Genomic DNA, 24317 nt, shown 5'->3' with positions numbered 1-24317 from the left:
CGCAACCTGAACCTCAGGTGCCGAGCAGCTCGCGCACCTTGGCGATCATTCTGTCCATGTCGAACGGCTTGTCGAAGACCGCAGCGAACAGCTCCGGGCGCCCTTGGCTGGCCTGAGCGCCGCTCATGAGAATCACCGGCAGGTCAGGCAGTGCCAGTTCGTCGCGAATCGCCCGCACCAGTTCCTCGCCATTGAGCACCGGCATCATGTAGTCGGTGATCACCAGTTCCACGCGTTTTTCCTTCAGCGCCTCCAGCGCCTTGCGCCCGTTGCTCGCCTTTTCCACCAGAAAGCCTTCGTCCTCCAGGGCAAAACCGAGGATATCGGCGATCAGGTATTCGTCATCGACGATCAGGATGGTGTTCATCGCCAGGCCCCGTCAGCCACCCCCTTGCGGCACCGGAGTGCCCGAAAGTACGCCACAGGCGCCCTCGAACGCCTTGCGCAGGCTAATGCCCTGCGGCCCGATCTGCAGTTCGTGCAGCGCTGGGTCGTGATGGCTGTCGCGCACCTTCAGGATCGACAGCATGCGCCGCAGCTGCGAGTCCAGTTCGACGAAGCGCATCAGCATGAGGTTGTCGACGATGCTCGACAGGTCCGGTGCCGGGGCGGTGATTTCCGAACCGAAAATATCACGCATCTCCCAGGTGAGCATGACGCTGACATCCCGCGCCCGCAGCTCGCCAACCAGCGCACGGAAGAACGCATTGAGCCGCGCCGGGTCGGTTGCCAGGCGGCTGAACGCGCCCAGGCTGTCGATCAGCACGCGCTTGCTGCCCTGCTGCTCGACCTGCGCGAGCAGTCGTGCACCCACCTGGTCCAGCAGGCCTTCGGTGGTCGGTTGCCAGCATAGCTGCAAAGCACCCGCGCGCTCTTGCGCGGCGAAGTCGTAGCCCAGTGATGCGGCCTTGAGCCGCAGCCTGGCAGGGGTTTCGTAGAAGCCGAAATGCAAGGCTGGCTGCTCGGCGCTGGCGGCCGCCAGAAAGGCCAGGCCCAGGGAGGTCTTGCCGATCCCCGAGGGGCCGATAAGCAGGCTGACCGAGCCCAGTGTCAGGCCCCCGCCCAGCATTTCGTCCAGTGCCCCAACGCCTGTGGATACCCGGTTCAAGGAGGCGCTGCCGAGCTGGCTGGGGTGGCTGTAAAGTGCTTCCAGGCGCGGGTAGACATGCATCCCCGACTCATCGATCAGGCACTCGTGACGCCCGGACAATGCCCCGCTGCCACGCGTCTTGCGCAACTGCACATGGCGCACCGCGCGGCTACCGACCAGTTGCTCGCCCAACTCGATCACACCATCGACCATGGTGTGTTCCGGGCTGTTGTCATCCAGCCGGGCACTGGTCAGCAACAGCACGGTACAACCGGCAAAGGCCGCATGCCCCTGCAGTTCCGAGACGAATTTCTTGGTATCCAGCGCCGTTTCCGCGCGCACCCGGGCATTGAGCACCCCATCGACGATCAGCAGGCTCGCCTGCTGTTTGCCGATTTCCTGGCGCAGCAACCTGACCACCGCATCGAGCCCCTCCTGCTCCAAGGTATCGAAGGCACTGACGAACTGGATCTGGTCACCGACCAGGGCCGGGTCGAAGAACTCGAGGGTCGCCAGGTACTGGAACAACCGCTCATGGGACTCGGCGAGCAAGGTCGCCACCAGCACCTTGCCACCGTCACGCACGTGGCTGCAGGCCAACTGGTTGGCGAGGATGGTCTTGCCCGCGCCAGGCGGCCCCTGAACGATGTAGGAGGCGCCCGCAACCAGGCCGCCCTTGAGCAGCGCATCGAGCCCTTCGATCCCCGTGACCAGCCGTTTGAGTGCCTGCACCATGGTGGCTACCTGTTGTCTTGTGCCCCTGCTACGGGCTGATAGGCCGGGAGGTACAGGCGCATGCATGTACCTTGGCCGAGCGTGCTTTCCACACTGATGGCGCCATTGCTTTGCTTGGCGAAGCCGTAGACCTGGCTGAGACCAAGACCGGTCCCCTTGCCGAAAGGCTTGGTGGTGAAGAACGGCTCGAATATGCGCGGCAGCACCTGCGGGTCGATACCGTCACCACTGTCATTCACTTCGAAGCACACGAACGTGCCATGCAGCCCCTCCACTTCGCCCGCCAGATCGACCGTGAGCACCGCCAGGTCGATGCTGCCCCGCTCGCCTATCGCATCGCGCGCGTTGAACAGCAGGTTGAGCAACACCATCTGCAGCTGCCCGATATCCACCTCGATCAGCGGCAGGTCGGGCTGCACGTACTCCTGCAACTCGATTTCACGCGGTAGCGCGTGCTCCAGCAGGCCACGCGTGGACTCCAGAAGCCTGGTCGGAGCGATGAGCGAGACATCGAGCTGGCGGTGGCGGGCAAAACTGAGCAATTGCTGGGTCAGTTCGGTGCCGCGCTGGCCGGCATCGAGGATATGCTCGAGCATGCGCGCGACCCGCGCCGGGTCATGGCTGGCCTGCGCCAGGCGCGCCGAATTGATGATGATGGTCAGCAGGTTGTTGAAGTCGTGTGCCAGGCCGCCGGTGAGCTGGCCCAGCGCTTCGAGCTTCTGCGCCTGGAACAGCTGTGCGCGCACAGCGTCGAGCTGCAGCGCCGATTCGCGCCGGTCGGTGATATCACGGGTGACCTTGGCCAGGCCGACGATCTGCCCCTGTTCGTCGCGGATCACATCGAGCGCGGCCAAGGCCCAGAATTGCGTGCCATCCTTGCGCACGCGCCAGCCCTCGTCCTGTGCCACCCCCTGCTCCAGCGCCTGCCTGAGCAGGCGCTCCGGGCGCCCTTCGGCGCAGTCCTGCGGGGTGAAGAACAGCGAGAAATGCCGGCCTATGACTTCTTCGGCGCGGTAGCCCTTGATCCGTTGCGCACCTGCATTCCAGGACACTACATGGCCGGAGGCGTCGAGCATGTAGATGGCGTAATCCACCACTGACTGCACCAGCTGCTCATAGCGGCTGGCGGGCATGACAGGGTGATCGGTACAGTCGGCTGAAACCATGCAAACTCCACAGGCACAGCGGGAGGGACCTGCTTAGCTTAGCCAAGCGTACCCTTCTGCAACAGCGCATGCTGTAACAGATTATCAACGCTCAGGTTCGACCAATACCGGGCTGATACGCCGCGGCATCGCCACTTTCAGCAGCCACAGGCCCACCAGCAGGATCAGGCCGCCACCGCCCAGCGCCATCAAGCGCTGCGGTTGCGGGTGTTCGGCATCAAGCCCGAGCATCAGCAGGTAACCACCGAGGGTCATCAGGCTGAGGTACAGAAACGCCCCCATCAGCAAAACCTGCGCGAACAGCAGGCGCCAGAACAATCGAGGACGGACAGTTTGCCCGGGAACAACCGAGGGGGTGGCCTGGGACATGGCATCATGCTCATTGGATCCAATAGATGGGCAACAGTGGCGTAATGACAGCAACGTGTCAATTACCCGTTGGATCACCCCTCATTCCTTTGAGCATAGGTGCTGCGTTTGACTCAACTATAACAATGGGTTATAAAGCGCACTTGATTGTCAGGCCCTTCTGCCTAGGAAGCGCGCCGGTCGCCATGACCCTTTCAAGCGTGCGAGTGTGGTGGAATTGGTATACACAGCAGACTTAAAATCTGTCGGCGTGAGCCTTGCGGGTTCGAGTCCCGCCACTCGCACCAAACTTCTTTGAAAAGGCGCCCTTGCGGCGCCTTTTTGCTGCCTGGCAGCAATCTCCCGAGCAACTGCTAGAGTGGAGCTTGTCCCCGCTCACCGGTATGCCGCCATGCGCTACTCCCTGTTCGATGGTCAACGCGACTTCATCCTCCTGATCGCCCGCGTGCTGCTCATGATCCTCTTCGTCCTTTCCGGCTGGGCCAAGCTCACCGGCTTCGAGGGCACGGTCGGCTACATGACTTCGCTGGGCGCCCCCGCCCCGATGCTGGCGGCGGCGGTTGCGGTGTTCATGGAGTTCATCGTCGGCATCCTGCTGATCCTCGGTTTCTACACACGCCCGCTGGCCTTCCTGTTCGCCCTGTTCGTGCTAGGCACCGGGCTGCTTGGCCATCCGTTCTGGAACATGGTCGACCCGGAGCGCGCCGCCAACATGACCCAGTTCCTGAAAAACCTCAGCATCTGCGGCGGCCTGCTGGTGCTGGCAGTCAGCGGCCCGGGGCGCTTCTCGGTCGACGGGCGCTGATTCAGTCGTCCAGGTCGTCGTGCCAGGCTGGGTGATCAGGCTCTTCGTCATCGAGGTCATCCAGCAGCGCTTCGTCCTCCTCGACTTCATCCTCGGCGCCCTGGGCATCCGCCTCAGGGTCGAAGTCTTCATGGAGGAATTCGTGATCGAGCAGGTGATCGTGCTCGGGCTCGTGCAGGTCGTCTTCGTCGCGCATGGTGGCTCCTGGAAATCTGGCACGCCTGTATAGGCGCATCGTTGGTCGTGGTCAATGGATTACGGTTAATGCTGACTTAACCGACCGGCCCCAGGCTGAAATCTCTCCCTTCAAATCGTTCATTGCCCGCCTTCATGGCGGGCTTTTTTTCGCTTGTTGGCAAGCACCCTTCATCGCCAAGCTCAAGCCAGACGGGACGAGATGGCGACATGGGCTTCACGATTTCATGACAAGGCTTTGGGCACCATGACTGTGCTCCATACGTTCTTTGAACCCGCCACTTGCTGGCGGGTTTTCTTTTTTCTGAGGGCGTGACTTGGCGCCGCCGCCATGACGATGCTGGCATAGCCAAGAATGCCTGAGCAAAGCCCGGCCCTGAGCCGGGCTTTTTCTTGCCTGCCATTGGCTGATCGAAGTCCTGGTTTTTCCGCGCATTCGACCCTTGCAGCTACGCCGGCTTGCGGATATGCATAAACGCATATACTGTATATGCATACAGCCGATTCATCCCCAGCGACACTCGGCTCCAGAGCATGACACCCGAACCATCCGGCTGTGCATTCAGGAGTGCATAGCCGGATGCGGAGGAACGCATCACGGTTGGAAGGCAATCGTGCCAGGCCAATGTTTTATCATCAGGAGCATTTATGACCGTGAACATCAGCAATCTAACGATCGCCACCCCCGTGGCAGTTTCTTCAACGAACCCCGTAGCGCTTGAACTCAACGGTGCCGAGGCAATCGCCCAGTTTCCTAGCGTGGTGAAAGTGCTCAGCGACGGGTCGATCCAGTTCTCGGCGCCGACCAAAGGGGCGTCAAGCAAGAGCACCCACAGAACCCGTTGCGAATGGTCGGAGACACAGAACTGGACGCTGGACAGCGCCCCGGACCACTGGAATCGCCAGACCATGACGCTGACCAAGGTCAACTCGGCGCAAAAGGTGGTCATCAGCCAGATGCACGTCAGGGGCGATGACAGCCCGCCGGTGAAAGTGTTCTGGAACAAGGGCAATATCACCATGGGATTCCGCCAGTCCTACAACCAGGCCGATCCAGTCAACAGCACCCTGCTGCAGGGCGTGCCGCTCGGCACGGAGTTCGACGTGATCATCCATGCCACGTCGGCGGGCGCGGTCAAGGTGACCGCCAGGTGCAATGGCGCCTCCAAATCATCGAGCAGCCTGCAACTCGATGACACCTGGGACACACGCCTGTTCGAATTCCACGGCGGCATCTACAACCAGGTCGACTACACCGATGCAACGCCGTCCAGCGATGGTTCGGTGTGCATCATTAGCGCACTGTCGCTCAGTCATGGCTGAATGCCGGGCAAATGAAAAACCCCGCAGACTTTCATCTGCGGGGTTTTTCGAATGGTGGAGGCCGAGGTCGGAATCGAACCGGCGTAGACGGATTTGCAATCCGGAGCATAACCACTTTGCTACTCGGCCTCAAAGTTCGGATCTAGCTGCTTACGCTTTGCTATCTCCTTGAAACACCGCATCTTTTTCAAAGTTTGCTGCGTTTCGATGGGCGCCATTATGTCTGCATTCCTTCAACCTTGCAACCCCCTGAACAGAAAAAAATTTCAGTGGGTTCAAGGTGTTAGCGCAAGCGGCCGAGTTTGCTCCACAACCCTACCACCGCGTTCTCAACGGTACCGCTGGCCGCCATGCCGATACGCTCTTGCAAGCTCTTGCGCTCGGCGTAGTGCAGGTGGAACAGATTGGCCGTGCGGGCGCGGTCACTGAGGTACTCGTCACTGGTCTGCAGTTCATCGACCAGCTTGCGGTTCAGTGCGGCAACGCCGAGCCAGACTTCACCGGTGGCCACCTCATCGATGTGCAGCTGCGGGCGGTAGCGGGAGACGAAGTCCTTGAACAGCTGGTGGGTGATGTCCAGGTCTTCCTGGAACTTCTCCCGGCCCTTTTCGGTGTTCTCGCCAAATACCGTCAGGGTACGCTTGTACTCGCCGGCGGTCAGTACTTCGAAGTCGATGTCGTGCTTCTTCAGCAGGCGGTTGACGTTGGGCAACTGTGCCACCACACCGATCGAACCCAGCACGGCGAACGGTGCACTGACAATCTTCTCGCCGATGCAGGCCATCATGTAGCCGCCGCTGGCGGCGACTTTGTCGATGCACACGGTGAGCGGGATGCCGGCCTGGCGGATACGCGCCAGTTGCGAGGCCGCCAGGCCATAGCTGTGCACCAGGCCGCCGCCGCTTTCCAGGCGCAGCACCACTTCATCGCGCGGGGTGGCGAGGGTCAGCAGTGCGGTGATCTCGTTACGCAGGCTTTCGGTGGCGGAGGCCTTGATATCGCCGTCGAAATCGAGCACGAACACCCGGCCCTTCTCTTCGGCCTTGCCCTTCTTCTGCTGTTTCTGTGCCTTGGCCTGCTGCTTGCGCAGGGCCTTGAGCTGGGCTTTGTCGAGCAAGCCGCTTTCCAGGCGTTCGCGCAGCTCTTTGTAGAATTCGTTGAGGCGGGTGACCTGCAACTGCCCACCGGCCTTGCGCCGCCCCTTGCCACGCAAACCGGCGATGGCGGACAACACCACCAGGATGGCAATCACCAGGGTGGCGGTTTTGGCGAGAAAGCTTGCGTACTCGGCAAGAAACTCCACGTTGACTCCTTATGAACCTGCGCCAGATCGGCGCGAAACTGTTGCAAGCATACCGTTGCGCCCGTGCCCTCGCCAGCCGAGGTAAACGCTGGCAACACAGTTCAAACAACCTTTTCAAACGCTTGTATGTTTTTTCGTTGACAGCCTGTGTGGCGCATCCTAACCTCGCAGCAACCTTCAACGCCGGATACCCCAGTGGGCAATCTCTACCTGATCCGACATGGCCAGGCTTCCTTCGGTGCAGACGACTACGACGTCCTCTCACCGATCGGCGTGCGCCAGAGCCAGGCCCTCGGCGAACACCTCGCCCAGCTCGGCCTGCGCCTGGACCGCTGTGTGGCCGGCGATCTGCGGCGCCAGCAGGACACCGCCAGGCACGCGTTGCAGGCGCTGAACGCAGGTGGTTGCGCGGTACCGGCCATTGAGACCGACCCGGCCTTCAATGAGTTCGATGCCGATGGCGTGATTCGCGCCCTGCTCCCCGGCCTGCTGGCCGATGAGCCGCACGCCCGGGATATCCTGCGCAACGGCGCGCAGAACCGCAGCGAGTTCCAGCGCCTGTTCGCCCTGATGGTGCAACGCTGGCACGCAGGTGAACATGCCGATGACGGCTTGGAAACCTGGCAGGCGTTCACCGCCCGGGTCGCAGCTGGGCTGCAGCGTGTGCTGGACACCGCGGGCAGTGGCGACAACATCGCCGTGTTCACATCCGGTGGCACCATCGCCGCCCTGCTCCACCTGGTTACCCGAATCACCCCCAGTCAGGCCTTTGCGCTGAACTGGCAGATCATCAACACGTCGCTCAGCCAGCTGAAGTTCCGCGGCCGCGACGTGGCACTGGCTTCCTTCAACAGCCAAGCCCATGTGCAGCTGTTGAGGGCGCCGGAGCTCATCACCTACCGTTGAGCCCGGCCCATAGTGTCCCTGCGGACGCGACTATCACTTAACAAGGAAAACACCATGAGCGATGTAGCTAAAGCCGTCGAGGCGATGAAAGCAAAATTCAACCCAGCTGCTGCGGCTGGCCTGGACCTGGTGTTCGGCTTCAACATCACCGACGAAGACAAGCACTATGCGCTGCTGGTCAAGGACGGCACCTGCGAAATTCAGGAAGGTGAAAACCCGGATGCCAACTGCACCCTGGTACTGGACAGCGAAACCCTCAAGGGCATCGTCAGCGGTGAAACCGACGGCATGCAGGCCTTCATGGGCGGCAAGCTGCGCGTTGAAGGCGACATGATGCTGTCGATGAAGCTCAGCGAGCTGTTCCCTTCCTGAGTGATGGGCACACCGTACAATGAGAAAACCGAAGCCTGACTGGCTTCGGTTTTTTTTTGCCCGGCATTCGGTGCAGTGATCGACCAGCAACACCCTCGCCTATATGGCTCCTGGCACGCTTGTTCCAGCGCCGCCAGGCCATTAGATTAGCCAATAGTCCTTGCGCCAGAAAATAAGGAAAACGCATGACGCTCACCGACCAGTCCACCCAGGTACGCCCCGGCGAAGAACTCGACGCGGCCGTCATCGATCCTTACCTGAAGGGCCACATCGCCGGCCTCGAGGGCACGCCGAGCATCAGCCAGTTCCCTGGCGGGGCGTCCAACCTCACCTACCTGGTCAGCTACCCGGGCCGTGAATTCGTGTTGCGCCGCCCACCCTTCGGCCAGAAGGCCAAGTCGGCCCACGACATGGGCCGCGAGTTCCGCATTCTGAACCAGCTCAACAGCGGTTTCCCGTACTGCCCCAAGGCCTATGTCCACTGCACCGACGAATCACTGATCGGCGGTGAGTTCTACGTGATGGAGCGGGTCAAGGGGGTGATTCTGCGCTCGGACATCCCGGCCGAACTGGGCCTGGATGCCAGCCGCACCGAAGCCCTGTGCAAAAGCTTCATCGACCGCCTGGTCGAGTTGCATCAGGTGGATTACCACGCCTGCGGCCTGGCCGACCTGGGCAAGCCAGAAGGCTATGTGCAGCGCCAGATCGAAGGCTGGACCAGCCGCTACGAGAAAGCCCTGACCCCGGATGCGCCACGCTGGGAAAAAGTGATCGCCTGGCTGCGCGAGAAGATGCCCGCCGACCATCCGCGCCCGGGCATCGTGCACAACGACTACCGCTTCGACAACGTGATCCTCGATGCCGAAAACCCCATGCGCATCATCGGTGTACTCGACTGGGAGATGGCCACCATCGGCGACCCGCTGATGGACCTGGGCAACAGCCTGGCCTACTGGATCGAGGCCAGCGACCCGGCGCCAGTACAACTGATGCGCCGCCAGCCGAGCAATGCACCAGGCATGCTGACTCGCCGCCAGTTCGTCGATTACTACGCCGAGCGCGCCGGCATCCAGCTGGACAACTTCGATTACTACTATTGCTACGGCCTGTTCCGCCTGGCCGGCATCGTCCAGCAGATCTACTACCGCTATTACCACGGCCAGACCCAGGACAAACGCTTCGCCCAGTTCATCCACATGAACCGGCTGCTGGAGCAAATGAGCCTGCAGGTCATCGGCAAGTCCACGCTCTGACGCCAGATAACAAGGAAAACAGCATGTCCAAGACCCAACTGTTCGACCTCGACGGCAAGATCGCCTTTGTTTCCGGTGCCAGCCGTGGCATCGGCGAAGCCATTGCCCATCTGCTGGCCCAGCAGGGCGCCCACGTGATCGTTTCCAGCCGCAAGCTCGACGGCTGCCAGCAGGTGGCCGACGCCATCATTGCGGCGGGCGGCAAGGCCACGCCGGTCGCCTGTCATATCGGTGAACTGGAGCAGATCCAGCAGGTGTTCGCCGGTATCCGCGAACAGTTCGGGCGCCTGGATATCCTGGTCAATAACGCGGCCACCAACCCGCAGTTCTGCAACGTGCTCGACACCGACCCGAGTGCCTTCCAGAAGACCGTCGACGTGAACATCCGCGGCTACTTCTTCATGTCGGTGGAGGCCGGCAAGCTGATGCGCGAAAACGGTGGCGGCAGCATCATCAACGTGGCCTCGATCAACGGCGTTTCGCCGGGCCTGTTCCAGGGCATCTATTCGGTGACCAAGGCCGCGGTAATCAACATGACCAAGGTGTTCGCCAAGGAATGCGCGCAGTTCGGCATTCGCTGCAACGCCCTGCTGCCGGGCCTGACCGACACCAAGTTCGCCTCGGCGCTGGTGAAGAACGACGCCATCCTCAATGCCGCGCTGCAGCAGATTCCGCTCAAGCGCGTGGCCGACCCCAAGGAAATGGCCGGCGCCGTGCTGTACCTGGCCAGCGATGCCTCCAGCTACACCACCGGCACCGCGCTGAATGTCGACGGTGGTTTCCTGTCCTGATCAGGCTTTAGGGGCCCCTTCGCGGGTAAACCCGCTCCCACAGGTTCAGTGAGGTCCTGTAGGAGCGGGTTTACCCGCGAAGAGGCCGGTAGCGCAGAGACGTTACAGGCAGGTCGCCGCCGCCGCCCGGCGCTGCAAGGCCATGCCGTCATTCTTCTGCGCGTAGTAATCCACCCGTGTACCGCCCGCTTGCGGATACACATCCACGAACGACTCCGCCTCGCGGGTATAAACAGTCAACCCGCCCTGCTTGCGTGGCTCCAGGTAGCCACTGGCATCGTCGCCAAACACGTCCTCTTTCTGCCAGCTGAACTGAATGCACTGGGCCACCAGCTCCGGCGCCTTGCGCGAATCGAGCTGGGCCGTCGGCTTGCCACCCCGCGCCGCATCCATGGTCGCGCTCGCGCAACCGACCAACACCAGCGCCGCAGCCATCGGCAGAATTGCTCGCATGTTCCATCCTCGGGGCAAAAAAGAAAGCGACTCTAGCATTGCGAATGAATTGTCCCAAGCGGGCCGCTGTCGCAGATAAGGAATGCAACCAAGGAGAGCCCCATGCAAGCCAGACACCTGCTGCCCGCACTGCTGATCGCCAGCCTGCCCGCGCTGAGCTTCGCTGCCCCCTCGGCAGAAGAGAGCATCAAGGCGCCGGAAACCCACAACCGTGAACTCAAGGTCGGCGACAAGGCCCCCGACCAGTACAAACGCGATGACCAGGCCATCAGCGACTGGAAAGCCAAAGGACTGCCCGCCCCCGAAAAAGAAAGCCACTGGGTGCGCATGGGCGAGCATTATGTGCTGATCCAGATCACCAATGGCGTGGTACTGGCGATCCATCCCGCGTCCTGAAGCTACCCGCCGCTTGACCTGAGCTGATCCGACCGCTGCCGTGCAAGCATGCCATTCATCGCTCGCACGGCATTTTTTTGCGCGCCCGGGAAACCAAATGGATCGATCCCAGTCTCATTCAGTGTCCCGTAAACCTTTGCGGATCAAGGACCTATATCGAGATGGCCCGCTTTGTAAACTTTTCGCTGATTGCCGCCTTCCTGCTGTTGTCCGGCTGCTATCACCACCACTACCGTGATGATGACGGCTGGCGAGACGACGATCGCGGCCACCGTCACCACCACCGACACGATCGCGACGACGACGATGACCGCCAATGGCGCGGTGACCGTTACTACCGCTGAAGCGTCTCCCCTACCCTGACCCGCCGCCCAACCGTGCGGCACCTTAACCTGATGATTCCTTTGAGGTTCAAATCATGCGTCTGACTCTGCCTTCCATTGCCCTCGGCCTGCTGCTGTGCCAGGGCGCTTTCGCCGGTGACGGTACTGCCGCCATTGGCGGTGGCCTGGGTGGCGTGCTGGGCAACGTTGTCGGCCAGCAGCTCGGTGGTCGTACTGGCGCAGCCATCGGCGCCGGTGTCGGTGGTGCAGCCGGTAGTGCGGTAGGTGCGAGGAAAGGCAACCGTACCGAAGCGGCCATTGGCGGTGGCCTGGGCTCGGCAGGCGGTTCGCTGCTGGGCGGCGCGGTAGGCGGCAAGACCGGTTCCACCATTGGTGCCGGCCTGGGCGGTGCAGCCGGTGGTGCGCTGGGTAACCACCTGGGCGACAATGGCGGCAGCCACAAGCACCGCCATCACCGCCGTCACTGAGTAAAGACAATGACAAGGGCCGCATTTTGCGGCCCTTTTCATTGGCGTCATGGGTGCAAACCCTGCAGCACATCAACACCACCTTCACCGCAAGCTGCCACACTGACTGCTACTGTCTTTCGTGCCCCCTTGAGTGAAGGAACACCTCCCCCCCATGAACCAGGAACTGCTCTGGGTCCTCGGCCTGCTGGCTGTCGTCGTCATCCTCTTCGTCATCAACCGCCCGCGCATGGACGTGGTCGCCTTGCTGGTGATCCTCGCCCTGCCGCTGTCTGGCATCCTCACCGTCGAACAGGCCCTGGCCGGCTTCAGCGACCCCAACGTGGTGCTGATCGCCGCCTTGTTCGTGATTGGCGAAGGGCTGGTGCGCACCGGCATCGCCTACCGCATCGGTGAATGGATGAGCGAACGAGCCGGCAACAGCGAAGCCCGCCTGCTGGTCTTGCTGATGGTTTCAGTGGCCGGGCTGGGCTCGGTGATGAGCTCCACCGGCGTGGTGGCGATCTTCATCCCGGTAGTGCTGAGCATTGCCGCGCGCCTGAAACTCTCACCCAGCCGGCTGATGATGCCGCTAAGCTTCGCCGGCCTGATCAGCGGCATGCTCAGCCTGGTGGCCACGCCACCCAACGTGGTGGTGCACAGCGAGCTGGTACGTCACGGTGGGGCCGGTTTCAGCTTCTTCAGCTTCACCCCGTTCGGCCTGGTGGTGCTGGTGCTGGGCATCGGTTACATGCTGCTGACCCGCCACTGGCTCAATGGCGAAGTGCGCAAGGACGGCCGCGTGGAAAGCCGCCGCACCTTGCTCGACCTGGTACTCGACTACAAGCTCAACGGCCGCGAACGGCGCCTGCGCATCCGCCCGCACTCGCCACTGATCGGCCATACCCTGGGCGAACTGGAGCTGCGCACAAAACACGGTGCCAACGTGATCGGCATTGAACGCCAGCACAAGTTCACCACCCGGGTAATCGCTGCCGATTCGGGCACTGTGCTGCAACAGGGCGATGTGCTGCTGCTCGACCTGTTCGCCAACCGCGGCGACCTGCGCAACCTGTGCCAGACCATGCAGCTGGAGCCACTGCACTTCAAGGCGGCCTACTTCATCGACCAGTCCCAGGAACTGGGCATGGCCGAAGTGTCACTGCCACCAGGCTCGCAACTGATCGGCAAGAGCATTCTGGAACTGGCCTTCCGCACCCGCTACGACCTCAACGTGGTCGGCCTGCGCCGCGAGCAGGCGGCCATCGAAGAGCAACTGGTGGAAGAGAAGCTGCGCCTGGGCGATACGCTGCTGGTGGTCGGCCCATGGAAGGCCGTGCGCCAACTGCAGAGCCGGCCACAGGACTTCCTGGTGCTGAGCCTGCCGGCCGAAATCGACCAGGTTGCACCGGCCCGCACCCGTGCACCGCAGGCTTTGCTCAGCCTGGCGGTGATGGTCGGGCTGATGGTCAGCGGCGCCGTGCCCAATGTCATCGCCGCGTTGATTGGCTGCCTGCTGATGGGCGCCGGGCGCTGCATCGACATGAACAGCGCCTACCGGGCCATTCACTGGCAGAGCCTGGTGCTGATCGTAGGCATGCTGCCATTCGCCCAGGCGCTGCAGAAAACCGGCGGCATCGACCTGGCCGTGGGCGGGCTGGTCAGCCTGCTGGGCGGTGCCGGGCCGCTGGCCATGCTGGCCTGCCTGTTCATGGTCACGGCAGTCATCGGCCTGTTCATTTCCAACACCGCCACCGCCGTACTGATGGCTCCGGTGGCGATCAGCACGGCAACGCAGTTGGGCATGTCGCCCTACCCGTTCGCCATGACCGTGGCCCTGGCGGCCTCGGCGGCATTCATGACACCGGTGTCATCCCCCGTCAACACCCTGGTGCTCGGCCCAGGTCAGTACCGCTTTGGCGACTTCGTCAAGGTCGGCGTGCCCTTCACCGTGCTGGTGATGCTGGTGACCGTGCTGATGGTGCCCTGGTTCTACGGTCTGTGAGCAATCTGGCAATGAATAGAGGCTATTTGCCATTAACTTGCACGAATACGGCAGATTGACATCAAGCACCCGGTGCCAACACACTGACGCGTCAATGCCCCAGGTGCTTATTGCCGTTGTCCTGGATTTCGTTCCCGCTTGTCGGTCGAGCCTATGGTTTTTCCAGCACAATCGCGCGTGTTGCCCTATATCGCCCTGTTTGGCCTCACCTTTGCCCTGACCCTCGGCGGGGTCCTGGCTCGGCCGATCGAATCACTGTCGCTGTTCTGGCCGGTCAATGCGGTACTGGCCGGCGCACTCTTGCGTTATCCACGCCAGGCCAACCTCGTGGGCTTCACCCTGGTGTGGCTGGCGATGGTCGCAGCCGACCTGGCCTGCGGCAGTGCCTGGGCGCCAGCCCTGTGGTTCAACCTGTGCAACCTCGGCGTGGTGGTAACGGTGTGGTGGTGGTTGTCGCGCCTGCCCCGCCTGCACCGGCGCATGCGAACCCCGCATGGCGTGCTGAGTGTGTTCGGCGCCTGCGCGGCGGGCGCCGTGGTGGCCGCCAGCATGGCCTGTGTGATGGCCGCACCGTGGTTCGACAAGTCGCTGCAGACCACTTGGCTGGCCTGGTTCAGCGAACAGTTCTCGACCAGCGTGCTGGTGCTGCCGATTCTGCTCACCACCCCTTCGGCTCGCGCCTTGGTGCGCAGCGGCGCCCAGGCCATCCGCGTGGGCCCCTTGCTGGTGCTGCTGGCCTCACTGGCCTTCAGCATCGCGTTCGGCGGGCCAGGCGCCATCGCCTTTCCGATTGCCGCACTGCTGTGGTGTGCCTGGACGTATTCGCCGTTCCTGGTGTCGTTGTTGACACTCACTGCCGGCAGCACACTGATCGTGGCGGTGGCGCAGAACCTCATGCACTTCAGCGTGCCGCAGAGCGAACCCGGGGTCACCACACTGATGTCGGCTCGCCTGGGTATCGCCATGCTGGTCCTCGGGCCGTTGGTGGTGGCCTGTGTCAGCCAGGCCAATCGCAGCCTGCTGGCCCGCCTGGCGCGCCAGGCCACCATCGACCACCTCACCGGCCTGCTCAGCCGCAGTGCCTTCAGCCACCGTGCCAACGCCCTGCTCGACAGCCGCCAGCAGCATGCCCAAGGGCTGCCACTGACCCTGATGATGCTCGACATCGATCATTTCAAGTCGATCAACGACCTCCATGGCCACGCCGTAGGCGACCAGGTGCTGCGCCAGTTCGCCCGCACCCTGCAGGACCAGTTGCACGACGAAGAACTGCTGGCTCGCCTGGGCGGCGAGGAGTTCGTGGTGGTGCTTCCTGGGCTGGCGCCGGAGCGAGCCCAATTTACCGCCGAACGCCTGCGACGCGCCGTGCAGGACCTGCACCTGGCCCAAGGCGATGCACGCCTGCAGATCACTGTCAGCATTGGCCTGGCCGGCTGCGGCGCGGACGAAGCCTCCCCCAGCCTGGACGAACTGCTGGCGCGCGCCGATCTGGCGCTGTACCGGGCCAAGGCCCATGGCCGTAATCGCGTCGAGCAGGCAGAGCCGCAGCGCCAGGTGATCTGAGTTCAACTCATCAGCAAGTCCCAGGACAGCTTGGCAATGAGCACGCACAGCAGAATCAGGAACAGCCCGCGCACGAACCCGGCGCCCTTGCGCACCGCCAGCCAGGTCCCGGTCAAGGCACCGAGGATGTTGCACGCGGCCATGGGCAGGGCGATGGCGTATAGCACATTGCCCGACGGTACGAAGAACACCAGGGCCGCCAGGTTGGTGGCAATGTTGACCACCTTCGCCGACGCCGAGGCATGCAGGAAATCCAGGGCGAAGAAGCGAATGAACAGGAAGATCAGGAAGCTGCCGGTGCCTGGGCCGAACAAGCCATCATAGAAACCGATCGCCCCGCCGATCAGCACCGCCAGGCACTGCTCCCGGCGGCCGATCTTCGCCGGCTTGTGCAAGGTGCCGAAGTCCTTCTTGCAGAAGGTGTAGATCGCCATGACCACGATCAGCACCAGCACCGCCGGGCGCATCACGCTGGGTGGTACCAGCGAAACCGTGGCCGCCCCGGCGAACGACATGACAAAGGCACTGACCGCCGCCGGCACGATCAGGCCCCAGTCCAGGGTCACCTTGCGAATGAACGAGCGGGCGGCAAAGGCTGTGCCGCACACCGAAGCCAACTTGTTGCTGCCCAGCAACGCCGCCGGTTGCGCAGTGGGCAGTACGTTGAACAGCGCGGGGATCTGAATCAGCCCGCCACCGCCGACGGCGGCATCGATCAGGCCGGCAGCGAAAGCGAACACGGAAAGTACGGCGATATCCATCATGGCGCGGTTCCAGGCAGTGAAGACAGACTGCAAGGCTAATCAAAGCGGCGCGCTTGTGTTGAAATGCCATATTGCGAAAACTGCAATGAGGAACCCTCCATGGCATTGGACATGCTGCGCGAAATCCAGGCGTTCGTCAGTGTTGCGCACAAGCGCAGCTTCGTCGCCGCCGCACGCACCCTGGGCCGCTCGCCTAGCGCAGTGACCCGCGCGGTGCAAACCCTGGAAGACAACAGCGGGTGCAAGCTGCTCAACCGCAACGCCAACGCCGTGACCCTCACCGAAGCCGGTGAGCGCCTGCTGCCCCACGCCGAACGCTTGCTGGATGTGCAACGCGACGCTGCCGACGAACTGGCCGCGCTTACCGGCAGTGCACAAGGCTGGGTTCGCTTCGCTGCGCCGCAACTGCTCGGCGAGCACGTATTGCCCGGCGTGCTGGCCAGCTTCAACCAGCGCCACCCGCAAGTGACCCTCGACGTGCAGTACAGCGACGCAGCCCTCGACCCGTTGCAAGGCAAGTTCGATTTCGTGGTCCGCGGCGCCTTCCCCCAATCGAGTGAACTGATTGGTTATCCACTGTGGCACTACCACCGCCACTTGTATGCCAGCCCCGCCTATGTCGCCCGCGCCGGCATGCCCGAACACCCCGAGCAACTGGACCAGCACGCCCTGATCCTGCATACCGCTCCGCGCATCCTGAAAGCCTGGCACTTCTGCCGCGCCGGCCAGATCACCAGCCTGCGCCCGCACCCACGCTTGCGCCTGGGCTCAGGTGATGCGGTGTACCACAGCACCCTGGCCGGTGCCGGTATCGCACGCCTGGCGGACTGGGTAGCGCAAGCGCAGGTGAAGGCTGGACGCCTGGTGCGGGTGTGCGCGGATTACCGGCTGACTTCAAGCACCGGCCAGGACCCGCAGATGCATGCGGTGTACCCCTCAGGCGAGCTGCCGGCCCGGGTGCGCGAGTTGCTGCTGGCCTTGCGCCAGGCTGGCCAAGCCGCCTCTGATCGGGCGGGCTGAACGCTGTTCAAATTCTGCTCAATTTAACAGAGCCCGCAAATTGCCTGGCTTGCAGAACTTTATCCACAGACCTACCCACGTTTTTTGTGGACAGATTTCCTCAAGCAATGAAGGACTTATCGCACGCTCAGCAGCGCAACATTCGCCGCCTTGACCAGCTCGATCCATTCCTGCGCACTGATCACCCCGGAGTGTTTCAGGGACTCGGCACAGCGCAGCGCCTGATCGTATTGATCCTCTTCGAGAATGCCTTCGCTGAGATAACGGCTGCGCCACTCCAGCATGGCTGAAGTGTCCTTCTGGTATTCCATCTATGTGCTGACTCCCGAGGCAAAAGACTGGGTTCGCCATACGCGACCCATTATGACGCAGCGGGAGACTACACGAGGCTTCTGCACGTGAGAACGACGTGCACCTACCACTAGTCCAGCGGTAGAGCCGAGGAGAACTGCCATGATCTGGCAGGAATCTGGCCCATCTCGCGAGACAGATGGGCCGGAGGGCATGAGGAGAATCAGCCTGGTAGATCAGCTTGGCGGAATGGTGCCGAGCAGGCCGATCAGAACGGTCAACAGCAGAAAGCCACCCAGAAACAGCGCGAGCTTGCCCATCGGAACCTCTTCAGTGTGATAGCAGGGACGAAAAGCATTGTCGGCGCCAGGCTGATACGGTTACAGATTCAGGTTCGACGAAAAAAAGCGTATCAGATGATGCGCGCGGGCCCCAGCCTGCGACCTGTGCTAGGGTCAGACACCCCCTTACATGGAGTTCTGCATGACTACGCTCGCTGCCAACGCCGCACTGTTGCTGATCGACCTGCAGGTCGGTATTCACCACCCACGCCTGGGCCGACGCAACAACCCCGAAGCAGAATTGCGCATGGGTGAACTGCTCGCGGCGTGGCGCCTGGATGGCCGACCGATCGTGCATGTACGGCATCTCTCGCGCTCGCCCGATTCGGTGTTCTGGCCGGGGCAAGCGGGCTGCGAATTCCAGCCGGCCTTCACGCCGCTGGCCAGTGAAACGGTGTTCGACAAGCACGTGCCGGACGCCTTCGCCCACTCGGGCCTGGAGCGCTGGCTGCTCACGCGCGGCATCTGCGAACTGGTTATCGCAGGGGTGATCACCAACAACTCGGTGGAGTCCACTGCACGCTCGGCGGGCAACCTTGGTTTCGACGCGGTGGTGGTGGCCGATGCCTGCTTTACCTTCGACCAGCGTGACCTGCAGGGGCGGCATTGGCCCGCCGAAGAGGTGCATGCCATGTCGTTGAGCAACCTGGCGCTCGATTACGCGCGGATTCTGGACTGCGCCGAGGTGTGCGCAGGCCTCCCGGGGGCGGCGTAGACAGAAAACGCACATTGCAGACAGATTGCGCAGCCATTTGTGTCGCGCCGCCACTCGTAACATTCAGTTTCATCTAGCCCACCGACAGTAGCCAGCTCAACGCATCCGATCGAGGCTACTTCCGTGTTGCAACGTCTGTTCTGCTCCGTGTCCCTGCTTACCCTGGCCATTTCCGCTGCCCATGCCGCCGACGCGCTCGACACGCCGCGCCTGGCCGGCATGGACAACTTCCACGACATCGCCGGCACCACCAGCGCCTACAGCACCCGCCATGATGGCGTGATGCGCGCCGGCGTGTTCTACCGTTCCAATGCCCTGACCCCGACAGCGGCCGATCTCGCCGTCCTCAACGGCCTGGGCATCAGCGATGTCTACGACCTGCGCACCCCCAGCGAAATCGCCAGCACACCCGACACCCTGCCGGCCGGTGTCCGCTACACCAACATCGACATCATCGGCAGCACCACTTCAGGCTCGAACATCACCAACATCTCATTCACCAGCGCTGCCCAGGCGCGGGCGATGATGCAGGAAACCAACCGCGCCTTCGTCAGCGATGCCGGCATGCGCGGGCAGTTCAGTGTGCTGTTCAACGAACTGGCCAACGCCGACGGTGCGGCGCTGTTCCACTGCACCGCCGGCAAGGACCGCACAGGCTGGACCGCAGCCGTGCTGCTGAGCATCGCCGGGGTCGATGACGCGACCATCATGAGCAACTACCTGGCCACCAACGACTACACCGCCACCCGCGTCGCAGCAACGCTGGCCGCCATGCCGGCGAGCATGGCCGAGATCTACGCACCGCTGCTCGGTGTCGAAGCCAGCTATCTGCAGGCCGGCCTGGATGAAGTCTCCGCCAAATACGGGAGCATGGACAACTACCTCAAACAGGGCCTGGGGCTGTCGCAGGAAACGCTCTACGTGTTGCGCGGCAAGATGGTGCGCTACGGCACACTGCCAGGCGAAGCCGGCCTGCTGGGCAACGCCGCTGCCGGTGCGCAGCTGCTGCGCCAGTTGCAGGACACCTCGCTGTCGGGCCGCTATACCGCCTACAACTATTACCTGCAGTCGGCCATCGATGCCGGCACGCTGGGCGGCGTCGAGTCGACCGTGGGTGGTCAGGTGCATGCCGACGCCGCCAGCTACTTGCTGCGCCAGGCGGCGATGATCGACCGTGCGGCCGCCCCCTTTGCCGATGGCAGTGACCTCAAGGTTGGCCAGTCGCGCCTGTGGAGCACCGCGCTGGCCGGCTACCTGGGCACCGATGGCTCGTCACACGCGGCCAGCAGCAACGAGCACAGCCAGGGCCTGATGGTCGGCATGACCCAGCGCTTCTCCGAGCAGCTCAGCGCCCACGGCGGCTTCGGCTACAGCAATGGCAATGTCGGCGGTGCCGGTGGCGAAGCGGACAGCGACCTGACCTTCCTCAGCCTGGGTGCGCGCTTCGCGCCGAATGGCCTGGAACAAGGCCTGTTCATCGACGCCGATGCCAGCGCCGGCTGGCTCGATTATTCGAGCAAGCGTGAACTTGGCGGCGGCCTGGGCACGGCCAAGGGCGACAGCCACGGCACCCTGGCCGGCGGCAGCCTGGCGCTGGGTTATCGCCTGCCCACCGGGGCCATGGTGCTGGAGCCGAGCCTGGGGCTGCGGGTCAGCCGCGTGGACCTCAACGGTTTCACCGAGAAAGGCAGCGAGCTGGCCTTGCAGGTAGATGACCTGAAACAAACCCGACGCGCCGCCGTGGCCAACCTCAAGGCCTCCTTCGCGCCGGTCGCCATGGGCAGCTGGCAGCTGGTGCCAGGGGTCGAGGTGGGTTACGAGCATGCCCTGGGCGATCACCAGGTCGACAGCCAAGGTCACTTGCTGGGGCTGGATATCGAGCAGCGGGCGGCCTTCGACAACCGCGACCAGTTCATTGGCGGTGTCAACCTGATGGCCAACCTCGGGGCGCTGAGTGTCGGGGCCGAGGTGGCCGCCATGGGCGGCGGGGACAGCCACGGGGTCAGCGGCAGCCTCAAGGCCAGCTATGCCTTCTGATGCCTGAAGGGGGCCACTGTGTGGCCCATCGACGCGGTTCGTCGCCACGACAAGCGCGTCGATGGGCTGCACAGCAGCCCCCGGCTAGCGACGCCGAACCAAAGCCGGGCTGACACCAAAAGCCTGCTGGAAGTACTGGGCAAACCGCCCGGCATTGCTGAAGCCATGGCGCAAGGCAACCTCTGCCACCGACCCGCCCTCCCCGCGTTCCAGCACTTCACGCGCCTGCTCCAGCCGTACCTGACGCTGATAGCCGACGATCGACGTCCCGGCAAAACGCCGGAAGCCATCCTGCAACGCCCGCAAACTGACATTGGCCAACCCCGCCAGCTCGCTGCCGCTGACCGGCCTGGCGGGATGCTCGCGCAGATAAGCCATGGCCAGTTTCACGTGCCGTGGCGCAATCGCCGGGGCCGGGTTGCGCAACGCCTCGCTGTAATTGTGCGGCCAGGTTTCGAGCAGCGCATCGACCAGCATCTCCTGCAAGCGCACAGGCATCAGCAGGCCGGTGTTGATCAATTGGTCGAACTCGGTACCGGTTGCCAGCTCGAGCAAAGCCCGGATCCCCTGGAACGCCGGGATGTTCAGGTCGACCCGCGACGCAAAGCGGATCGGCGCCGACAACGGCTGCTCCAGCAAGGCCGAAAGGCGCTCGGTAAACGCCCCACGGCGGATCGACATGCCGCACTGGGCGTGGCCCTCGGTGATGCGCACCGAGCGAATGTCGAGCTTGTCCACCGCCAGGCCGACCTGGGCAGCGCCGATCGACTCGCCGCGGTGATCGAAGATGATCTTGCCTGCAGTGGGTAGCACAAAGGTGATTTCGTCCTGCGGCGCCGGCAGGACGATGGTGAAGTCGCCCTGGTACTGCATGCGCCGCACGCTCATGCCGTCGAAGCGGCCGTAGACGCCAGCGATGGCGATGCCCTCGCCCAGCGGCGGCATGTCGGCATACAGGTTGCCGTACAGTTGCGTGAACAAGGCGGCGAACTCGTCGCTGCGCATGTCGCTGGAACGCAGCATGAACTGCTTGCGGGTCGTGCCGGGATACACCGTGCCGCACACCTTGTGCCATTGAGGGGACTGGCACACTATCAGCCACGCATGACAGGCACGTGACGCCCGGTCCAAGCCCGATCAGTGCCCAGCACCAACAGGCGGCACACCTTGCGTGCTATCGGGTCCGCCTGAGTTTTTCTGCCTTGAAGCGCCGATACAAGGCCATCACCGGCCGCAGCATGGCCAGCCGGTCAAAGATCGACAATGCATGCAGGTCGGTGCGCGAAGGCCTCTGGTAGCCCAGGTTCCAGGTGAAGTAGTAGGCCTGGATGTTCTTGTCGCTGTGAATGAGGGTATTGAGGGCGGCGTCATAGTGCATCGGGCCGCCGTCCGGGTGCCCCGGGGGGCGTTGCAGAATTTGTGCGAGAAAGTCGCGCAGCTTGCCCACGCTCTTGCCGTTTACCGCGTAGAAGTGCGACAGGTGGATGGGGCGGTCGACCAGCACCCAGCCAGGCGTATTCGAATTGCCCTCGCAGGAATGGCCAAGGTAGGCAATGTCCCAGTCCATGCCTTGCAGGGACTCGATGGCCTGTTTGCCAAACGGGCCAATGCGCCGGGAAAACTGGATGTCGTCTTCCATGATGAGGATGTTGTCGACCTTCAGGCGCACGGCTTCTTCCAGTATCTGCATGTGGCTCATGAAGCAGCCCCGGGCGCCGATGCTGGGGAAACCCTGCTGATCGGTGGGCGTAACCGCCGGGAAAAAGCCGATTTTTTCGTCATCGATATGGAAGCCATTGCGGGCGAACTCGGCTTCGGTTTCCTGGCGGCGGTCCGTTCTGGACGGGATATTGATGATTCGGGTCCGATCAAAAAAGTCGATCACATTCATCTGTCAGGTCCTTGGTGCAGCTGATCAGAACGACGGTGCTGGCACGCGCACAGCATGCTCAGGCAAACAGATGGCTGATGAACTGGCCACACAGAGCACCGAACACCATGACTGGCAACACCAGCAGCTCGCGCTTGATGCTCAGCATGCCCAGTTGGTGACTGACCTTGAAGATCAGGATCAAGGTGAAGAAGGTATGCAGTGCCACCCCCCATAGCGCGTAGGTCACCCCACCGATGGCCAGCAGCAGCGGCATCAAAGTGAACAGCGCCACCACCCGGATGATGTTGTCCATGGCCATGTACTTGGTCAGCCCCAGGGCCATCCAGATCTGTTGCGTCAGGCCGTAGCGCAAGGTGAACAGCGACAACGAAAGGATCGCCATCATCTGCCCGGCGTCCTGATAGCGGTCGTCATACAGCCAGTGGATGATCAGCGGGCTGGCGGTGAACAGGAAGCCACAGGTGAACAGGGTGAGCACATCGAAGATCAGCCTGAAGCGGAAATACAGTTGGCGCAGGCGCCCCATGTCACCCGTCCTGGCCGCCTCGCTGAAGGCCGGCAAGGCCACAGCCCCGGCCAGCCGCTGCAGGCTGAGCTGGAAGGCCGCCAGAATGCCCACGGCAATCGAATACACCCCCAGTTGCGCCACCGTCATGCTGCCGCCGAACCAGATGCGGTCGCCCTGCATGGCCAGCACACCCACGGCGGAGGACAGGAACACCCAACGGCCGTAGTTGACGATTTCGCGCAGCGCTGCCGGGTCCCACTGCGGGCGGTCCTTATGCCCCGGGAAGATCATGTGGCTGAGCACTGTGGTGACCAGGGTCGAGACCAGCCCGGCGGCCACCAGCGCCCAGATGGAACGGGTGAGGTAACCAATCAGCAACATCACCACCAGGCCGGCGATTTGCGAAACCAGTTCGACCAGCACCACTTTCTTCTGCTGGAAATTACGGATGGCCAGATCGATCTTGGTCGACTGGAAGGCGAAGATGATCGCGAAAAAGCCGGTGACGGCCAGCACTGCGGGCAACTCCGGGGCGGCGTAGGTGGAATGCGCCGGCCACATGTCGAAATGTTGGGATACCCATGAGGCCAGTGCCACCAGCTCCATCACCACGAACAGGCCAAAGCCGCGAATGATCTGCAGCGACCAGATGGTGTTGAGGAACAACGGCTCATCGCCGCGCGGGCTTTGAATGATGTTCTGCCGCAGCCCCACATCGGACAGCAACAGCAGCAGCACCGACACCGTGGTGGCGATGGCCATGAGGCCGAACATCTCTGGCAGGAGCAAGCGGGTGATGATCAGGTTGCCGCCCAATCGGATGACCTGGGAGGCCACGATGGACCCGATATTCAGTGCCCCGGCCAACAACACGCGTTTGCGAAGACTTTGCGAGGACGACAGATCGATCGTAGACATGGCACCCACTGATCCGGTTTTTAAGAAGTTACTATAGTCTCAATCTGCCATGTTGCTATTGCGCCAGCGGGTATTGGGTGTGGTCTGCGATCAGTGAGAAACCGCCCTGAATTGGCTTTGCCAAGGCTGGCGTCTGATAAACGAGCCTGCCTGCAGGGTTCTTCCACTAGCCAGCAAATGTGTCCACGCACACGATTGCGCCAGATTTTTTGTCAGACATTCCAACGCTGTATAATGCTATATTTCTGGCATTGTACTAGCCAGTTACTTCCTGACCGCCTGGTTAACTAGTCGCAAGGAAAGCGAGCAAGAGA

26 protein-coding genes and 2 tRNA genes are annotated in these 24317 nt (G+C 62.6%); 15 read left to right on the top strand and 13 right to left on the bottom strand.

Going from position 1 to position 24317, the window contains the following annotated elements:
* Positions 1-13: 13 nt before the first annotated feature.
* The 4 genes from OCX61_RS09040 to OCX61_RS09025 form a co-directional block, all read right to left on the bottom strand.
* Positions 14-367, bottom strand: coding sequence for a response regulator (locus OCX61_RS09040; RefSeq protein WP_261943476.1), 354 nt, complete (start codon positions 365-367; stop codon positions 14-16).
* Between the two features lie 12 nt (positions 368-379).
* Positions 380-1825, bottom strand: coding sequence for an ATPase domain-containing protein (locus tag OCX61_RS09035; protein ID WP_261943475.1), 1446 nt, complete (start codon positions 1823-1825; stop codon positions 380-382).
* Between the two features lie 5 nt (positions 1826-1830).
* Positions 1831-2991, bottom strand: a complete 1161-nt coding sequence (locus tag OCX61_RS09030; protein ID WP_261943474.1) for a two-component system sensor histidine kinase NtrB — start codon at positions 2989-2991, stop codon at positions 1831-1833.
* Positions 2992-3075: 84 nt separating this feature from the next.
* Positions 3076-3360, bottom strand: a complete 285-nt coding sequence (locus OCX61_RS09025; RefSeq protein ID WP_261943473.1) for a hypothetical protein — start codon at positions 3358-3360, stop codon at positions 3076-3078.
* Between the two features lie 202 nt (positions 3361-3562).
* Between OCX61_RS09025 and OCX61_RS09020 the strand changes: the two genes are divergently transcribed.
* Positions 3563-3647: transfer RNA gene (locus tag OCX61_RS09020), tRNA-Leu, on the top strand.
* A gap of 104 nt (positions 3648-3751) precedes the next feature.
* The gene (locus OCX61_RS09015) at positions 3752-4165 is read left to right on the top strand and encodes a DoxX family protein (protein WP_261943472.1); all 414 of its coding nucleotides are present in this window, start codon (positions 3752-3754) and stop codon (positions 4163-4165) included.
* A gap of 1 nt (position 4166) precedes the next feature.
* On the opposite strand, the gene OCX61_RS09010 is transcribed toward OCX61_RS09015, so the two are convergent.
* Entirely contained in the window at positions 4167-4361 is a 195-nt protein-coding gene (locus tag OCX61_RS09010) for a hypothetical protein (protein WP_261943471.1), read from the bottom strand.
* A 647-nt stretch (positions 4362-5008) separates the two neighbouring features.
* Here OCX61_RS09010 and OCX61_RS09005 point away from each other — a divergent pair.
* Complete coding sequence (locus OCX61_RS09005; protein ID WP_261943470.1) at positions 5009-5683, top strand: polysaccharide lyase family 7 protein; 675 nt, start codon at positions 5009-5011, stop codon at positions 5681-5683.
* 55 nt (positions 5684-5738) lie between these two features.
* Here OCX61_RS09005 and OCX61_RS09000 read toward each other — a convergent pair.
* Together OCX61_RS09000 and sohB are read right to left on the bottom strand one after the other, a co-directional pair.
* Positions 5739-5812, bottom strand: a tRNA-Cys gene (locus OCX61_RS09000).
* A gap of 154 nt (positions 5813-5966) precedes the next feature.
* Positions 5967-6986: a protease SohB gene (gene sohB, locus OCX61_RS08995; RefSeq protein ID WP_261943469.1), complete on the bottom strand. Its 1020-nt coding sequence runs from the start codon at positions 6984-6986 to the stop codon at positions 5967-5969.
* A gap of 195 nt (positions 6987-7181) precedes the next feature.
* Here sohB and OCX61_RS08990 point away from each other — a divergent pair, with 195 nt between their 5' ends.
* The 4 genes from OCX61_RS08990 (at position 7182) to OCX61_RS08975 (ending at position 10308) form a co-directional block, all read left to right on the top strand.
* The gene (locus OCX61_RS08990) at positions 7182-7892 is read left to right on the top strand and encodes a histidine phosphatase family protein (protein WP_261943468.1); all 711 of its coding nucleotides are present in this window, start codon (positions 7182-7184) and stop codon (positions 7890-7892) included.
* A gap of 54 nt (positions 7893-7946) precedes the next feature.
* Complete coding sequence (locus OCX61_RS08985; RefSeq protein WP_027920549.1) at positions 7947-8264, top strand: SCP2 sterol-binding domain-containing protein; 318 nt, start codon at positions 7947-7949, stop codon at positions 8262-8264.
* A 185-nt stretch (positions 8265-8449) separates the two neighbouring features.
* On the top strand, positions 8450-9517 hold the full coding sequence (locus OCX61_RS08980; protein ID WP_261943467.1) for a phosphotransferase family protein: 1068 nt from the start codon (positions 8450-8452) through the stop codon (positions 9515-9517).
* A gap of 23 nt (positions 9518-9540) precedes the next feature.
* On the top strand, positions 9541-10308 hold the full coding sequence (locus tag OCX61_RS08975) for an SDR family oxidoreductase (protein ID WP_261943466.1): 768 nt from the start codon (positions 9541-9543) through the stop codon (positions 10306-10308).
* A gap of 102 nt (positions 10309-10410) precedes the next feature.
* On the opposite strand, the gene OCX61_RS08970 is transcribed toward OCX61_RS08975, so the two are convergent.
* The gene (locus OCX61_RS08970) at positions 10411-10761 is read right to left on the bottom strand and encodes a hypothetical protein (RefSeq protein WP_060513485.1); all 351 of its coding nucleotides are present in this window, start codon (positions 10759-10761) and stop codon (positions 10411-10413) included.
* Between the two features lie 102 nt (positions 10762-10863).
* Here OCX61_RS08970 and OCX61_RS08965 point away from each other — a divergent pair, with 102 nt between their 5' ends.
* The 5 genes from OCX61_RS08965 (at position 10864) to OCX61_RS08945 (ending at position 15515) form a co-directional block, all read left to right on the top strand.
* Entirely contained in the window at positions 10864-11157 is a 294-nt protein-coding gene (locus OCX61_RS08965) for an RcnB family protein (protein WP_085676118.1), read from the top strand.
* 161 nt (positions 11158-11318) lie between these two features.
* Positions 11319-11501 carry a hypothetical protein gene (locus OCX61_RS08960; protein WP_261943465.1) on the top strand — a complete coding sequence of 61 codons (183 nt, stop codon included), beginning with the start codon at positions 11319-11321 and terminating at the stop codon, positions 11499-11501.
* Between the two features lie 74 nt (positions 11502-11575).
* The gene (locus OCX61_RS08955; protein WP_261943464.1) at positions 11576-11968 is read left to right on the top strand and encodes a glycine zipper domain-containing protein; all 393 of its coding nucleotides are present in this window, start codon (positions 11576-11578) and stop codon (positions 11966-11968) included.
* 154 nt (positions 11969-12122) lie between these two features.
* A complete protein-coding gene (locus tag OCX61_RS08950) occupies positions 12123-13952 on the top strand; it encodes an SLC13 family permease (RefSeq protein WP_261943463.1) in 1830 nt (609 codons plus the stop codon).
* 138 nt (positions 13953-14090) lie between these two features.
* Complete coding sequence (locus OCX61_RS08945) at positions 14091-15515, top strand: GGDEF domain-containing protein (RefSeq protein ID WP_261943462.1); 1425 nt, start codon at positions 14091-14093, stop codon at positions 15513-15515.
* Between the two features lie 2 nt (positions 15516-15517).
* Here the strand turns inward: OCX61_RS08945 and OCX61_RS08940 are convergent, their stop codons facing one another.
* Complete coding sequence (locus OCX61_RS08940; protein WP_261943461.1) at positions 15518-16279, bottom strand: sulfite exporter TauE/SafE family protein; 762 nt, start codon at positions 16277-16279, stop codon at positions 15518-15520.
* Positions 16280-16378: 99 nt separating this feature from the next.
* On the opposite strand from OCX61_RS08940, the gene OCX61_RS08935 reads away from it, so the two are divergent.
* Positions 16379-17299: a LysR family transcriptional regulator gene (locus OCX61_RS08935; RefSeq protein ID WP_261943460.1), complete on the top strand. Its 921-nt coding sequence runs from the start codon at positions 16379-16381 to the stop codon at positions 17297-17299.
* Between the two features lie 116 nt (positions 17300-17415).
* Here OCX61_RS08935 and OCX61_RS08930 read toward each other — a convergent pair whose 3' ends face one another.
* A complete protein-coding gene (locus OCX61_RS08930) occupies positions 17416-17610 on the bottom strand; it encodes a hypothetical protein (protein WP_261943459.1) in 195 nt (64 codons plus the stop codon).
* Between the two features lie 463 nt (positions 17611-18073).
* On the opposite strand from OCX61_RS08930, the gene OCX61_RS08925 reads away from it, so the two are divergent.
* Entirely contained in the window at positions 18074-18646 is a 573-nt protein-coding gene (locus OCX61_RS08925; RefSeq protein ID WP_261943458.1) for a cysteine hydrolase family protein, read from the top strand.
* A gap of 123 nt (positions 18647-18769) precedes the next feature.
* A complete protein-coding gene (locus OCX61_RS08920) occupies positions 18770-20683 on the top strand; it encodes a tyrosine-protein phosphatase (protein WP_261943457.1) in 1914 nt (637 codons plus the stop codon).
* An 84-nt stretch (positions 20684-20767) separates the two neighbouring features.
* Here the strand turns inward: OCX61_RS08920 and OCX61_RS08915 are convergent, their stop codons facing one another.
* The 3 genes from OCX61_RS08915 to OCX61_RS08905 all read right to left on the bottom strand — a co-directional run bounded on the left by OCX61_RS08915 (position 20768) and on the right by OCX61_RS08905 (position 24003).
* Positions 20768-21736, bottom strand: a complete 969-nt coding sequence (locus tag OCX61_RS08915; RefSeq protein ID WP_261943456.1) for a helix-turn-helix transcriptional regulator — start codon at positions 21734-21736, stop codon at positions 20768-20770.
* Positions 21737-21857: 121 nt separating this feature from the next.
* A complete protein-coding gene (locus OCX61_RS08910; protein WP_261943455.1) occupies positions 21858-22574 on the bottom strand; it encodes a glycosyltransferase family 25 protein in 717 nt (238 codons plus the stop codon).
* Between the two features lie 58 nt (positions 22575-22632).
* A complete protein-coding gene (locus tag OCX61_RS08905) occupies positions 22633-24003 on the bottom strand; it encodes an oligosaccharide flippase family protein (RefSeq protein ID WP_261943454.1) in 1371 nt (456 codons plus the stop codon).
* Between the last annotated feature and the right edge of the window lie 314 nt (positions 24004-24317).

Origin of the sequence: Pseudomonas sp. LRP2-20 (assembly GCF_024349685.1) — a bacterium.
Classification (GTDB): domain Bacteria; phylum Pseudomonadota; class Gammaproteobacteria; order Pseudomonadales; family Pseudomonadaceae; genus Aquipseudomonas.
The sequence above is the reverse complement of the archived record's forward strand: the minus strand, read 5'-3'. Positions and strand labels throughout refer to the sequence as shown.